Source organism: Nocardioides cremeus (genome assembly GCF_030518195.1).
Taxonomy (GTDB): domain Bacteria; phylum Actinomycetota; class Actinomycetes; order Propionibacteriales; family Nocardioidaceae; genus Nocardioides; species Nocardioides cremeus.
Genome location: NZ_JAULSC010000011.1, coordinates 26922 through 40727, shown reverse-complemented (window position 1 = coordinate 40727; position 13806 = coordinate 26922). Strand labels below are relative to the sequence as shown.

At 67.6% G+C, this 13806-nt stretch carries 15 protein-coding genes and 1 pseudogene; 10 read left to right on the top strand and 6 right to left on the bottom strand.

Features of this window, described 5'->3' with window-relative positions; all coding sequences use genetic code 11:
- The first annotated feature begins 13 nt into the window (after positions 1–13).
- Genes narH through QWJ41_RS12215 form a run of 5 tightly spaced genes read left to right on the top strand, consistent with a single transcriptional unit; the run spans position 14 to position 3927 of the window.
- Complete coding sequence (narH, locus tag QWJ41_RS12235) at positions 14–1678, top strand: nitrate reductase subunit beta (protein WP_336623291.1); 1665 nt, start codon at positions 14–16, stop codon at positions 1676–1678.
- Positions 1678–2379, top strand: coding sequence for a nitrate reductase molybdenum cofactor assembly chaperone (narJ, locus tag QWJ41_RS12230; RefSeq protein ID WP_302708654.1), 702 nt, complete (start codon positions 1678–1680; stop codon positions 2377–2379). Before narH ends, narJ begins: the two co-directional genes overlap by 1 nt.
- Entirely contained in the window at positions 2376–3107 is a 732-nt protein-coding gene (narI, locus tag QWJ41_RS12225; protein ID WP_302708540.1) for a respiratory nitrate reductase subunit gamma, read from the top strand. Before narJ ends, narI begins: the two co-directional genes overlap by 4 nt.
- Positions 3108–3121: 14 nt before the next feature.
- Positions 3122–3586, top strand: coding sequence for a CBS domain-containing protein (locus QWJ41_RS12220; RefSeq protein ID WP_302708538.1), 465 nt, complete (start codon positions 3122–3124; stop codon positions 3584–3586).
- The gene (locus tag QWJ41_RS12215) at positions 3583–3927 is read left to right on the top strand and encodes a cupin domain-containing protein (RefSeq protein ID WP_302708537.1); all 345 of its coding nucleotides are present in this window, start codon (positions 3583–3585) and stop codon (positions 3925–3927) included. Before QWJ41_RS12220 ends, QWJ41_RS12215 begins: the two co-directional genes overlap by 4 nt.
- Positions 3928–3988: 61 nt before the next feature.
- Here the strand turns inward: QWJ41_RS12215 and QWJ41_RS12210 are convergent, their stop codons facing one another.
- Together QWJ41_RS12210 and QWJ41_RS12205 are read right to left on the bottom strand one after the other, a co-directional pair.
- Positions 3989–4636, bottom strand: coding sequence for a response regulator (locus tag QWJ41_RS12210; RefSeq protein ID WP_302708536.1), 648 nt, complete (start codon positions 4634–4636; stop codon positions 3989–3991).
- On the bottom strand, positions 4633–5775 hold the full coding sequence (locus QWJ41_RS12205; RefSeq protein ID WP_302708535.1) for a sensor histidine kinase: 1143 nt from the start codon (positions 5773–5775) through the stop codon (positions 4633–4635). Before QWJ41_RS12205 ends, QWJ41_RS12210 begins: the two co-directional genes overlap by 4 nt.
- A 169-nt stretch (positions 5776–5944) precedes the next feature.
- On the opposite strand from QWJ41_RS12205, the gene QWJ41_RS12200 reads away from it, so the two are divergent.
- Together QWJ41_RS12200 and QWJ41_RS12195 are read left to right on the top strand one after the other, a co-directional pair.
- Complete coding sequence (locus QWJ41_RS12200) at positions 5945–6592, top strand: hypothetical protein (protein WP_302708534.1); 648 nt, start codon at positions 5945–5947, stop codon at positions 6590–6592.
- A gap of 203 nt (positions 6593–6795) precedes the next feature.
- Positions 6796–6948, top strand: coding sequence for a hypothetical protein (locus QWJ41_RS12195; protein WP_302708533.1), 153 nt, complete (start codon positions 6796–6798; stop codon positions 6946–6948).
- A 174-nt stretch (positions 6949–7122) separates the two neighbouring features.
- Here the strand turns inward: QWJ41_RS12195 and QWJ41_RS12190 are convergent, their stop codons facing one another.
- The 3 genes from QWJ41_RS12190 to QWJ41_RS12180 all read right to left on the bottom strand — a co-directional run bounded on the left by QWJ41_RS12190 (position 7123) and on the right by QWJ41_RS12180 (position 9307).
- Entirely contained in the window at positions 7123–7470 is a 348-nt protein-coding gene (locus QWJ41_RS12190; protein WP_302708532.1) for a HepT-like ribonuclease domain-containing protein, read from the bottom strand.
- Positions 7467–8132 (bottom strand): nucleotidyltransferase family protein, encoded by a 666-nt coding sequence (locus QWJ41_RS12185; RefSeq protein ID WP_302708531.1) that lies wholly within the window; start codon positions 8130–8132, stop codon positions 7467–7469. Before QWJ41_RS12185 ends, QWJ41_RS12190 begins: the two co-directional genes overlap by 4 nt.
- 629 nt (positions 8133–8761) lie before the next feature.
- Complete coding sequence (locus QWJ41_RS12180; RefSeq protein WP_302708530.1) at positions 8762–9307, bottom strand: TetR/AcrR family transcriptional regulator; 546 nt, start codon at positions 9305–9307, stop codon at positions 8762–8764.
- Between the two features lie 221 nt (positions 9308–9528).
- On the opposite strand from QWJ41_RS12180, the gene QWJ41_RS12175 reads away from it, so the two are divergent.
- Entirely contained in the window at positions 9529–10827 is a 1299-nt protein-coding gene (locus QWJ41_RS12175) for a cytochrome P450 (protein WP_301034331.1), read from the top strand.
- A gap of 69 nt (positions 10828–10896) precedes the next feature.
- On the opposite strand, the gene QWJ41_RS12170 is transcribed toward QWJ41_RS12175, so the two are convergent.
- Positions 10897–11949: a helix-turn-helix domain-containing protein gene (locus tag QWJ41_RS12170; protein WP_302708529.1), complete on the bottom strand. Its 1053-nt coding sequence runs from the start codon at positions 11947–11949 to the stop codon at positions 10897–10899.
- Positions 11950–12053: 104 nt separating this feature from the next.
- Here QWJ41_RS12170 and QWJ41_RS12165 point away from each other — a divergent pair, with 104 nt between their 5' ends.
- Together QWJ41_RS12165 and QWJ41_RS12160 are read left to right on the top strand one after the other, a co-directional pair.
- Positions 12054–12374 carry a 2Fe-2S iron-sulfur cluster-binding protein gene (locus QWJ41_RS12165; protein WP_301035382.1) on the top strand — a complete coding sequence of 107 codons (321 nt, stop codon included), beginning with the start codon at positions 12054–12056 and terminating at the stop codon, positions 12372–12374.
- 22 nt (positions 12375–12396) lie between these two features.
- Positions 12397–13782 (top strand): annotated as a pseudogene (locus QWJ41_RS12160) (cytochrome P450); the annotation flags it as partial.
- Positions 13783–13806: the final 24 nt, after the last annotated feature.

Sequence of the window (13806 nt, the reverse complement as noted above, 5' to 3'; positions counted from 1 at the left end):
GGAGACGACAGACATGCGCGTGATGGCTCAGATGGCCATGGTGATGAACCTCGACAAGTGCATCGGGTGCCACACCTGCTCGGTGACCTGCAAGCAGGCCTGGACCAACCGCACGGGCACGGAGTACGTGTGGTTCAACAATGTCGAGACCCGGCCCGGCCTCGGCTATCCCCGGACCTACGAGGACCAGGAGGAGTGGCAGGGCGGCTGGGTCCGCAAGCCGAACGGCCGCCTCGCGCTGCGCGCCGGGGGGCGGTGGAAGAAGCTGCTGACGATCTTCTCCAACCCCAAGCTGCCCTCCATCGAGGACTACTACGAGCCCTGGACCTACGACTACGAGACGCTGACGAACTCGCCCCAGACCGACACCTTCCCGGTCGCCCGGCCCAAGAGCCTGATCTCCGGCAAGGACATGAACGTCGAGTGGTCGGCGAACTGGGACGACGACTTGGGCGGCTCGCATGAGCACGCCGCGCGTGACGTCATGCTCAAGGGCATCGAGGACAAGGTGAAGCTCGAGTTCGAGCAGACCTTCATGTTCTACCTGCCGCGCATCTGCGAGCACTGCCTCAACCCCTCGTGCGCGGCCTCGTGCCCCAGCGGCGCGATCTACAAGCGCTCCGAGGACGGCATCGTCCTGGTCGACCAGGACCGCTGCCGCGGCTGGCGGATGTGCGTGTCGGGCTGCCCCTACAAGAAGGTCTACTTCAACCACAAGACCGGCAAGGCCGAGAAGTGCACGTTCTGCTACCCGCGCGTGGAGGTGGGGATCCCGACCGTCTGCTCGGAGACGTGCGTGGGCCGGCTGCGCTACATCGGCCTCATGCTCTACGACGCCGACCGGGTGCTCGAGGCCGCGAGCACCGAGGACGAGCACGGCCTCTACGAGGCGCAGCGCAACGTCTTCCTCGATCCGCGTGACCCCGAGGTCGAGCGAGCAGCCTTGGCAGCCGGTATCGAACCGGATTGGCTCGAGGCCGCGAAGCGGTCGCCGGTGCTGCGGCTGATCACCGACTACCAGGTTGCGCTGCCGTTGCACCCGGAGTACCGCACCATGCCCATGGTCTGGTACATCCCACCCCTCTCGCCGGTGGTCGACGTCGTCCAGGAGACCGGCCACGATGCGGAGGACCGCGGCAACCTCTTCGCCGCGATCGACGCGCTGCGCATCCCCGTGGAGTACCTGGCCAACCTGTTCACGGCCGGTGACGTCGAGCCGGTCGACGGTGTGCTCAAGAAGCTCGCTGCGATGCGGTCCTACATGCGTGACATCAACCTCGGTCGCGACCCCGACGAGTCCATCCCCGCCGCGGTCGGGATGACGGGGGAGCAGATGTACGAGATGTTCCGGCTCCTGGCCATCGCCAAGTACGCCGAGCGCTACGTCATCCCATCGGCCCACGCCGAGCAGGCGCACGCGCTGGAGGAGCTCGCCACCGACTGCGCGGTCGACTTCGACGCTGCTGGTTCCTACTACGACCAGGCGTTGCTGGGCGAGGGCGCCGGCTACCCCACGCCCGTGGCGGTGGAGAACTTCCGGATGCTCCAGGACCGGCAGACCTCCGACACGCTCGCCGCGCCCGACGACAAGGCCACTCGCGTGAACTTGCTCAACTGGGACGGCAAGGGGGCGCCGGAGGGGCTGTTCCCCCCGCAGCGAGACAGGGGAGGGGCGTGATGTTCCGACGCCGTGCTGGAGCCCGTCCCGACGAGCGGGCCCGTCGGGTGTGGGCGGTGTGCTCGCGGGTGCTGGACTACCCGACACCCGCGCTCGCGGACGCGCTCGACGATCTCGAGAGGCTGGTGCCCGACGACCCGCACCTGCTGGCACTCCTGGATCATCTACGACGCACTCCGCTCGCCGTCCTGCAGCAGGACTACGTCGCCACGTTCGACCACACCCGCAAGTGCGCCCTCTACCTGACCTACTTCGCTCTCGGTGACACGCGGCGACGAGGAGCCGCACTGGTGGGCTTCAAGGAGGCGTACCGCGCTGCCGGCGTGGAGTGGTCCGAGGAGCACGGCGAGCTGCCCGACCACCTGTGCGCCGTCCTGCAGCTCGGGGCGACGGTCGATGCCGACGCCGCCTGGCGCCTGCTCATCGAGCACCGTGCGGGCGTGGAGATGCTGCGGCTCGCGCTCACCGGCTGGCGCAACGACGACGGGACCACCGGCTCGCCCTGGGCCGCTGCGCTGCTGGCCCTCTGCGGGACCCTGCCCGCCCTCGAGGGCACCGAGGCCGACGCCGTACGTCGCCTCGTCGAGCAGGGACCCCCGGCCGAGGAGGTCGGCCTCGCCGGCTACGCCGCCGACCCCGCCCTCGCCTCCGGGCCCGCCCTCATCTCCTCTGCCACCATCCCCGTAGGAGCCCCTCGGTGAACGTCCTCCTCTGGGTGATCGTCCCCTACCTGTGCCTGGCCGTGTTCGTCGTCGGGCACGCGTGGCGCTACCGCTACGACAAGTTCGGCTGGACCACCCGCTCCTCCCAGCTCTACGAGGACCGCCTGCTCCGGCTCGGTTCACCCCTGTTCCACTTCGGCATGCTCGGCGTCATCGGCGGCCACGTCATCGGGCTGCTCGTCCCACGGTCGTGGACGGCGGCGGTCGGCATCGACGACCACCTCTACCACTACGCCGCGGTCGGTGGCGGGCTCGTGGCGGGCGTGATGACCCTGGTCGGCATGACGATCCTGATCTACCGCCGCCGCACGGTGGGACCCGTCTTCTCGGCCACCACGCCGATGGACAAGGTGATGTACGCCTTCCTCGGCGCGGCCATCGTGCTCGGGATGTGGAACACGATCGCCGGTTCCGTCTTCAGCCTCGGTGGGGAGTACAACTACCGGGAGGGCGTCTCGGTCTGGTACCGCTCCTTCCTCGCTCTCCAGCCCGACGCCGACCTGATGGCCCAGGCGCCGATCGGCTTCAAGCTCCACGCCCTCGTCGCGTTCGGGCTGTTCGCACTGTGGCCCTTCACGCGGTTGGTGCATGTGTTCTCGGCGCCGCTGGGCTACCTCACCCGTCCCTACATCGTCTACCGCTCGCGCGACGACCGGCCGCTGGGCAACGCAGCCCCGCGTCGCGGATGGGACCAGGTCGGGCGATGAGGCTTCCGGAGTCCGTGGATCGGGCAGTGCTCGACGCCGCCCCTGGGACACCGGGGGCTCAGACGTCGGGCGTCGTCCGCGGGGTGATGCTCACCGAGCCCAAGACCCTCCCGGCCTGCGCCTCGGTCGACGACGCCCGCGCGGTCCTGGCCGGCGACCACGTCCACATGGTGCTCCTGACCCAGGGCGCCACGCTCCTGGGGACGCTGACCGGCGCCGACCTGGTCGATGTGCCCGCTGACGAACCCGCCCTGGCGTGGTCGGTGCTGTCCGGGCGGACGGTGCCCCCCGACGCGTCGGCCGGGGTGGTCCTCGGCCTCCTCGTGCGAGCCTCCTCGCGCCGCCTCGCCGTCGTGGACGCGGACCGCACCCTCCTCGGCCTGCTCTGCCTGAAGCGTTCGGGGACCGGTTTCTGCTCGGACACCGACGTCGCCGCCCGCGCGGCGGACTCCACCACGAGACGAAGGACGATCCTGTGAACAGCACCTCCCTGACCACCCTGGTGGTCGAGCACCTGGCCAAGGCGAACGGCGACAGCGCCGGACGCAGTGCCTGCACCGTCCATGGCGGACGCGGCCATGCGCTCCGTCAGACGCTCATCGCCCTGGCCGCCGGGCGCCGGCTCGGCGAGCACGAGAGCCCCGGCGAGGCGACGCTGCAGGTGTTGCACGGCAGCGTCAGGCTCCACGCTGGTGACGAGACCTGGGACGGCCGGGCCGGCGACCACCTGGTCATCCCCCCCGCACGACACGATCTCGAGGCGCTCGAGGACGCCGCAGTGCTGCTGAGCGTGGCGCTGCAGAGCCTGCCGCAGGACTGACCGTTCGGGACTGCTGCACTTCAGCGGCTGTTCCCCTTTCCGATTGGTTCTCCACGACTGATCAGGGCACCAGCCCGCCTTCGTACGCCGCGATCACGAGCTGCACCCGGTCCCGGACGCCAAGCTTGGAGAGCAGGCGGCTGACGTGCGTCTTCACCGTGGATTCGCTGAGGTGGAGGCTTCCCGCGATCTCCGCGTTCGTGGCGCCCTGCGCGACCTTGCGAAGCACCTCAGTCTCGCGCTCGCTGAGTCGCTCGAGCTTCGCCGAACGCTCGGGCGAGGCATGTCGTCGGAGGTGGCGCTCGACGAGGCGCTGGGTGATCGACGGTGCCAGCTGGAGGTCGCCGGCATGGACGGCGTGCAGGGCCTCAACCAGACGCTGCCGGGGCAGGTCCTTGAGCAGGAAGCCGCTGGCACCTGCCTGCAGTGCGGTCATGATCAGGTCGTCCTCGTCGAACGTGGTGAGCACCACGACACGGGTCGGTGGCGTGTCGCTCCGCAGCAGCTGACGCGTGGCCTCGATCCCGTCGGTGCCAGGCATCCGGAGGTCCATCAGCGTGACGTCGGGGCGGAGCTCCCGCGCGGTGCGTACCGCTTCGGCGCCGTCCGCAGCGGTGCCGACCACGTTGATCCCGGCCTGGCTGCGCAAGATCGACGCAAGGCCGTCGCGGATCAGCTCCTGGTCGTCGGCGATGAGCAAGGAGATCACGCCGGCGCCTCCTGGTGCACCGGTACCGACACGTGGACGCGGTACCCGTCCGACGTGGGGCCCGCCGTCACCTGACCGCCGAAGGGTGCGAGCCGCTCTGCCATGCCGGCCAGCCCATGGCCGCCCGAGGGCACCGGTGACTCGACGGCCGGGCCGGGGTCCACGATCTCCAGCTGGACGCGTGAGTCGTGGGCCCTGACCAGGATGCGCACCCAGGCAGCGCTACTGTGCTTGACCACGTTCGTCAGTCCCTCCTGCACTATGCGGTAGAGCTCGCGCTCGAGTTCCGGTGAGAGGCCGCGAAACGTGCCCGCCCGTTCCACCGTGACCTCCAGGCCCGCGCTCGCCATCACGCCTGCCAGGGTGTCGAGGTCATCCAGACCCGGCTCGTCGGTGGTCGCGTCGGTGTCACGGAGTACCCGGACGAGGCTCCTCAGATCGGCCAGACCACGTCGGCCTGCCGCTTGGACCTGACGTGCGGCCTCCCGGGCCCGTTCCAGATCGGCGTCGAGGGCGGCCTCGCAGGCCTCCGCCTGGACGACCGCCACCGTCAGGGTGTGGGCGACCACGTCATGCAGCTCACGGGCCAGCCGCAGGCGCTCGGTGGCCACCACAAGGCGGTCGATTGCGTCACGTTCCCGGACCAGGGCCTCGTTGAGCCCGTGCAGCTCCGCGGCCTGCCGCGCCTGCCGCCGGACCACCGAGCCGAGCGCCGCGGCGGCCGAGACGTAGAAAAGTGGGAACACCAGCTCCTCGACCGATTCGGGCAGGGAATCTCGCACCGCGAGGACCACACCCACCAGCAGCAGAAGCACACCCGCGGTCATGCGCTGTCCCCCGGCATGGCGACCCGTCGCGAACGACGCCACGAGAACTGCGATGAAGGAGGCGAAGTGGAGGCTTCCGCCCAGCTGGACCTGCACGACCAGGGCCGCCCCGATCAGAGCCGCTGTGAGGACCGGACGCGCGGCCCGCAGGAGCAGGGGGCCGGCCAGGAGTGCACTGGTGAGGGCCAGGGAGGCGTCCGAGCCGGACCAGTCCGACTCCAGCCCGATCCCCGCCTGAGACAGCACGGCGACGGCGACGACCGGCGCCCACGTCGTCAGCGTCCGGCACTCTGCCCCCGCCGCCCACCTCATTCCGCGAGCCTAGATGCCCGGACGGCGCTGCGGAGTCGTTCCGTGGTGCCTGGCTGGTGGTACCGCCGTACCGCGGCTCGGGGCCGTCGTCCGATGCGCAACCACGGCTCCGAGCGTCACGCTCGAGCAGTCGCGTCGGCACGGTGCCGGCTCGGGAAGGAGCACAACGATGGAGTCGACGGAGACCTTCGTGCGGGGAGCCGGTCGGGCCTCGCTCACCGGTGGCGTGCTCGGACTGGCCTCGCTCGTGGCGGTGCTTGGGGGAGAGGTCGGGCTCGGGATGGACGGGTTCGCCGGGTCCGGGCTCGCGATCGCGGCGGGCTGGGCCGGGTTCGTCGCGTCGGGCCTGCTGGTCATCGGTCTGCTGGGCGTGGCGGTCCGCCATGCCGGTGGCCTGACATACGCCGGGCGCGCTGCCCTGCTCTTCCTGGCGTTCGCGACGACGATGACCGTCGGCGCCGCCTCCACCATGGCTCTGGTCGTGCCGACCTTGGCCGACCGCGCTCCAGAGCTCATCGAGAACCCGCCGACGGCCATCCCGCCGACGTTCATCTTCAGCGGACTCGTCATGGGAATCTGTGGACTGGTGCTCATGGCCGCCCTCCGGCGCCTGCGGCTGGTGTCCCGTGGCGTCGGGTGGCTGATCGGCGTCGGCTCCGTGGTGGCGATGCTGCCCCTGCCCTCGCGGTTCTTCCTACTAGCGTTCGCAGTCGGCATCGTCGCGCTCGTGCCGCCACGTCGAGTCTCCGCGCTCGCCGGCACCGGCGGTGACATCGACCGCGAGAGCGTGGACCCCACCGGGGCACGCATCGGCTGAGCCCGGAACGTCCGGAACCGGCGCCCCTCTTGACACAGAGGGGTGCCGGAACCGAGCGGTGCATCAGCAACCGTCCTGGCTGCAGGGTCGGTTGCCAGCGCACCGCTAGGCGACGTCCGGCCGGGCCACCGGTGCGCCAGCAACCGAGGCTGGGCGACGAATGGTTGCTGGCTCACCGTTGACCCGCGCGCACGACCATCGGCATGAGCGGGAGCTTGGGCGTGCGACCGACGGGAGAGGCCGCCGATCCGGACCTGGCCTCCGCGGGCGCCGAGCTCGGAGAAACTACGCGGGCCCCGGCTCTGCCGGGGCCCTCGTTCTCGAACGGAGAGTTCGAGCTCTACGTGCACCAGTGACTAGATGTCGTGGTACAGCTCGAACACCCGAGCCGGTGTCGGTCGGAGTTGAGAATCTCGGAAAATACGGTCTGACCTGCGCAAACGCAGTTCTGTGACGCGTTGGAGGAGGTGGGCCGCCAGAGTGGGTTCGCGATCTGACCCTGCCGAGAGGTTGCCTCGGCAGGACCGAGCTCAGATGTCTCCGTCGTGAGGTGGTAGCAGCGACTGCATGCGCTCGACAGCCTCGGTGAGGGGCTGCAGGTCTTGGTCGATCACGGCTTGGACGATCTCGGGGTTGGTTGCGAAGTAGTGATGGGCAAGGAAGTCCCGCATGCCGGCGATCTCCCGCCACCTGATCTCCGGCTCGGTATCGGTTGTCTCGGTGCTGAGCACTTTCACCGCTTCACCGATCTCGAGGAGCCGCATGGCCACGGCGTCCATCACGATCTCCACGCTGATCGGTCCGTGCTTCAGGTGTGAGCGGATCGAAGTGATTGCTGCCGCGATGTCGTCGAGGGCGTCGGCGTCGGACCGGCTCACAATGGAAGCAGGTCCTTCGCTGCCCGGGAGCGCACGCGCTCCTTCAGCCCGCTGCGGGGGACCAGGTCGACCGGCACGCCAAGGAGATCCTCCAGCTCGTGCTGGATGCCGATGATGTCGATGATGCTGGTTCCCGGAGGAAAGTCGACAAGCAGGTCGACGTCGCTGCCCTCGCGATCGTCGCCACGTGCGGCGCTGCCGAAGATCTCAGGGTTCGTGACGCCGTGACGGCGCAGCACCTCGAGCAACTCAGCACGACAGGCGGCTACACGCCGGCCCGTGGGGCCGCTCAGCGGCTTTCGGGCAGGCGCTGCGGTCTTGGACATGTCTTCATCGTATCTGCCGCGCTGAGGCTTCCGCCGATCTACAGCCCCAGCCCTGAAGCCGGACGGTTGCTGGCTGGGGCGGGAGAGCTTGTCCATCGAGGGGGCCTGGCTGGCGCGCCTTCTTCCGGGGGTGGCGAGGTCCCTTACCCGATAGGCGAGCGCGGCGGTGGGGTGGTCGACTGGCAGCGGTTCACGGGTGACGGTGAGCTCGAGGATCCTCTCGGCGTTCACTCCGGTGCGCTGGAGCTCGTCGAGGTACTTCGCCAAGTAGCCGGTCTGCTCGTCGTGATGTCCGACGTGCTCGGCGATCCGCTCCTGCCAGACGCGGAGAGCCACGACGGACTCTTCGCGGGAAACCCATGCTCGCGGCGTACGTCTGCCGGGATGGGCAAGCAGCGTCCGTACGTCGCGACAACCCAACAGGTGTGGGCGCTCCATGACGCCGTTCCCGAGGGCGTCCGCCCAGCGGTTCTGCTCGGCGCCCACGCCGGGCTTCGGTTCGCCGAGGCGGCGGCCCTGCGGGTCGCGGATGTCGACTTCGCGACGGGCGTCCTATCGCCGTCGGTCCAGTGGCTCGATGTACCCCTCAAGTCCGACACCAGTCGTACGCCCATCCAATCCCGAAGGAGATGACGCACTTGCTCGCCGAAGCGATCCAGCTCGGCGACGGGCGGTTCCTCGCCAGCGATCAGTGGGGCGACCCCGCTGATCATCTCTGGCGTGCGAAAACGGCCCCCGATCCCGCGTTTCCGCAGGTCAGGGGCCGTTCCCGTGTTCTAAGACATCTCAGATGTCGTAGTAGTGACTGACTGACCCATGCTGACCTGCGCAAACTCTAGGAGATCTTGGCTATTTGTACCACGCTTGTAACGGAGGGCGGTTTCTTCTCGGGCGGCGCCGGGTCGGCGTCGTCATCGATGGTTGTACCCCGAGGCGCGAATCTAGCTCGAACAGGGTGTCCGCCATCAGAAGGCGGCACCTACGTAGCGTTCGATCAGTTCTCGCTCGGTGGTGGGGTCGTCCACGGGCCAAGTGATCATGCTGAGTACGACTCGAGTGAGCCATTCGGCGCCGAGATCGTGTTCTTCGCCGAGGTCCATCAGAGACGCAGCGAGACGGTTCAGCATTTCGGAGTGGGTGAAGTAGGTGTCGTCGAAAGCCGGGGGTGACTTGACGAACTCAGCCAGGGTGCGGTCGCTGCGAATCGCTTGGACTCCGGCAAGGATCGACTCGATGACCAGTTGTTTGCCCTGCATCCCGCGAGTCTGCGTTCGCACCTGTTCGACCACGGTAGTTGCGGCTAGGCCTACCAGTGTGTCCACAAGGCTGCGCTTGTTGCCAACGAACCGGTAGACGGTCGCGCGTGAGCACCCTGCTCTGCGGGCGACCTCTTCCAAGCTGAACTTCTTGGGACCGCGCTCGCGCAGGACGTCGCTGCCGGCTGCGTAGATGCGTTCCAGGGCGGCTTCCCTTCGACTGCCAGGAATGAGCCATGCGTCGGAATCTGGCATTTTGTACCCTGACGTTCTTGAGCGATTTGGTCTCACGGTGAGACGATTGTAAGGCTAGCGAAGAGCCCGGTTCCGGGCGGCCTGGTGGCCTCAAGGGGCGGCGCGCTTGGTCTGAGACGGCCTCCCGATGACTCGTCCCCGCCAGGCGTCTCAGTCATTCAAGAGGCCTTGTGGGTGCACGTCTCCGCGGTTGAGGATTGCTCCTGAGACGGAGGATCGTGATGACAACCCGCACACGCACAGCCGGTGCCCCTGACCTGTTCAAGGTGGTCGGGACTGCAGCATGGCTGAACTTCGAGGGTGCCGCGCGCACCGTGATCCGCGGCCGTCGCGGCTGGGTGGGGGCGGTCAATACCGCCTACGACCCCTTGGATCCACGGACGGCGGCCCAGCCGCACGCGGCGTATCGACGCCTTCATGAGACGGGGCGGGTGCACTACAATCCGCGTCGGGCCATGTGGGTCCTCTCGCGCCTCGACGACGTCCGCGCCACACTGAGAGCCACCGACAAGGTGACCAGCAGTCAGGGGGTTACCCGGTTACGGATCCAGGCGCCGCTCGTCGTCCTCACTGACGGCGAGGAGCACGCCCGGCTACGCAAGCAGATACAGCCCATGTTCACCACAGGTGCGATGGCCTCCTGGCGCGCGATGGCGGAGAAGCTGGCCTCCGAGATGGTCGACGAACTCGTGCGTGCTCCCGGGTCGGACGTGATGACGACACTGGCCACTCCGCTACCGATGAGCCTGATCGCTCACATCATGGGTGTCTCCGATGGCGACTTCGACGACTTCCGCCGATGGTCGGAGACGACGGTGCGCATCATGGACGCGAATGCGACGCCGCTGGGCATCCGGCACGCACGAGATGCCGCGACAGGCCTGGCGTCCCTGCGGCGGTACTTCACCGAGCAGTTCGACGCTGGGAGGATTCGGGAGTCTGACTCGGCTCTCGGTCGACTCATGAACCACAGTGAGAACGGTGCTCTCACCGGCAACGACCTGTTCATGATCGCGATGCTGCTCCTCGTGGCTGGTAACGAGACCACGACGAACCTGCTGGGCGGGATGTTCGAGACGTTTGCTCGCAATCCGGAGGAGTACGACCGCATTCGACAGGATCCTGGTCTGGTCCCGATGGCGATCGAGGAACACCTGCGGTTCTCCAGCCCCATCCAGAATCTGTACCGCTACACGCGCGCTGACTACGACATCGCCGGTGTCACCATCCCGCGAGGGTCCAGGGTGTTGCTGTCCTTCGGTGCTGCGAATCGGGACCCCGAGGCGTTCGAGGAGCCCGACACCTATCGGGCTGACCGCAACCCCAGGATGCACGTCGGGTTCGGGCACGGCGCACACCTGTGCGTCGGAGCACCGCTCGCTCGGATGGAGGCCCATGTCGTGCTCACCGAGCTCCTCGGTCGCGTCTCGAGGATCGAGCTGTCCGGTGACCCGACATGGTCGACCAACAGCTCGTTGCGCGGGCCCACCCGACTCCCCGTTCGACTGGTCACCACGTGATGCGCCTCGCCTCTCGCCGCTTCGCGGGTAGCCCGCTCCGGTCGTAGACTGGTAGCCGAGTGCGCCGAGCTAAGGGCGGCCGCTCCCGCTCAGGACGGCCGACCCCCCTGGTCCGAGGCGCCCCACGTCGCGGAACTCGCTCGGCGACTGCCCGGTCCAGCGCTTGAAGGCGTGGGAGAAGTTCGCAGGATCGCCATAGCCGAGATCGACCGCGATCTGACTGATCGTCAGGGAGTGGTCGAGAAGGAGGACGATGGCTCGCTCGCGCAGCAGGGACTGTCGGACCTGACGGAATGTCGTGCCCTCGTCCTCGAGCCGTCTCTTCATGGTGCTGGTGGAGACGCCGAGGAGTGCGGCGATGTCCCGGCTGCTCGACCGTCCTGGGTCCTGCTCGAGCAGTCGTCGCACCCGCTCCGTGACGCTGGTGGCACTGGTACTGCGGTCGAGCATGCGGCGCAGCTCGGCGATGGCCAAGCCGTAGGCGACCGGGTCCGGGAACCGGCAGCGGACACGAAGGGCCTCGGCCGGCACGTCGATGAAGGACGTGTGCGCGTCGAAGTCCAACCGTTCGCTCATCAGGTCAGTGCGAGTCTCCACAACTCCGGGGGCAGGCCATGCCAGATGCAACGTCACCCCTGGTAGCGGGCCGGCCAGCAGGTCGAGTAGTCGAAGCAGCGCCGCACCACCGTAGGTGATGACCAGGCTGTCGAGATCGGGATCGCCGGTCTGACCGCTCAGCCCCACTGTCAAGCCGTGCTCGCCCGGGTGGAAGTGAGGGCGAAGAGCGCCGGAGATCACGGGCAGATACCCCAGCAACTGGAAGATCTCGTCCACCGAGCCAGCGCTGACCAAGGGCAGGCTCAGCGGGCCGAACGAGGTCAGCTGGGCCTTCTCGGCGAAAGCGAGCCCGAGGTAGGTAGCACCGTCGGGGTCGAGGTCCGGGTAGACCTCGCGGAACCATCGGATGGGCACTTGCCGGTCGCGCTGTACTAGCTCGACCTCCGAAGTGCCCTGGAGTTCGATGATCCGACGGAAGTGCGCCACGGCGCTGGGCTCCAGCGCGTCGCTGATGAGGAGCTGGACGAACGCCAGCGGAGGCACGCCGGGTTCGGGAACTCTCACTGCACCTCCTGAGCCGAAATCACAATATATTGACGTAGGTGACCATAGCCACAGCCTGACGGGGAGACACAGGATTGAGGGCCGGTCTACCAAGGAGTTTCTTCATGTCCGTTGTCACCTTCATCTCCCACGACGGGGAGAAGTACGAGACACCGCTGGAAGAGGGTGTCTCGCTGATGCAGGTCGCCGTCGACAACATGGTTCCTGGAATCGACGGGGACTGTGGCGGCGAAGCCGCCTGCGGTACGTGCCACGTGGTCGTCGAGGACGGATGGATCGACCAGGTCGGCCGTTCGGGTCCCGTGGAGGAAGAGATGCTCGCCATGAACCCCGAGCGCGAGCCGAATTCCCGGTTGTCGTGCCAGATGCGGTTGAGCGACAGCCTAGGCGGCCTCGTCGTCCGGCTCCCCGAGTTCCAGCTGTGACTGTCGAGAGGAACATCGCACCATGACGACCCTGACCACCGTGACCGACGCCATGACCGAGCGAGCTCAGTCCATCGTCCCCATGAGCATGCAGATCCGCGGGGCGCACCTGTACGACCGGGCGCGTCGCTTCGTGACCCGTACCAACGGGCAGAAGATCTTCGTCGAGAAGCCGATCCCCCCCGTGGAGGAGGTTGCCCTGGTCGACATCGACCTGAGCAACCCGTTCCTATATCGGCAGGGCAAGTGGCAGTCGTACTTCGAGCGGGTGCGCAACGAGGCTCCCGTCCACTTCCAGGCCAACAGCCCGTTCGGTCCCTTCTGGTCGGTCACCCGCCACGCTGACATCATCGCGGTCGACAAGGACCATGAGACGTTCTCGGCTGAGCCGTTCATCATCATCGGCGAGCCGCCGCGGTTCATGGATGTCGCCATGTTCATCGCCATGGACCCGCCCAAGCACGACCGGCAGCGCGCCGCCGTCCAGGGCGTCGTGGCTCCGAAGAACCTGCGCGAGATGGAGAGCCTGATCCGCTCGCGGGTCCAAGAGGTGCTGGACGACCTCCCGATCGGTGAGCCCTTCAACTGGGTCGACCGCGTCTCCATCGAGCTGACTGCGCGGATGTTGGCGACACTGCTGGACTTCCCCTACGAGCAGCGCCGCAAGCTCGTCGAGTGGTCGGACCTGGCCAGCTCCATGGAGCAGGCCAACGGCGGCCCCTCGGACAACGACGAGGTGTTCCGCGGATTCGTCGACGCAGCGCAGGGGCTGAGTGCTCTGTGGCGCGACAAGGAGGCGCGGCTGGCGGGGGGAGAAGAGCCTGGCTTCGACCTGATCACGATGCTGCAGCGCAACGAGGACACCAAGGACCTCATCGATCGTCCCATGGAGTTCCTGGGCAACCTCGTCCTGCTCATCGTGGGTGGCAACGACACGACGCGGAACTCCATGAGCGGTGGGATCCTCGCCATGAACCGGTTCCCGGACCAGTTCGAGAAGCTCAAGGCCAACCCGGACCTCATCCCCAATGCGGTCTCGGAGATCATCCGGTGGCAGACACCTCTGGCCTACATGCGGCGGGTCGCCAAGAAGGACACGGTGCTCAACGGACAGTTCATCCGCAAGGGCGACAAGGTGGTCATGTGGTACGCCTCGGGCAACCGTGACGAGCGAGTCTTCGACCGGCCCGACGACCTGATCATCGACCGCAGCAACGCACGCAACCACATCTCCTTCGGCTTCGGAGTCCACCGCTGCATGGGCAACCGGCTGGCGGAGATGCAGCTCAAGATCCTCTGGGAGGAGCTGCTGCCGCGCTTCGAGAAGATCGAGGTCGTCGAAGAGCCTGAGTACGTCCAGTCCAACTTCGTGCGCGGCATCAGCAGGCTGATGGTCACCCTGACGCCGAAGACCCAGGCGTGACCGAGGGGA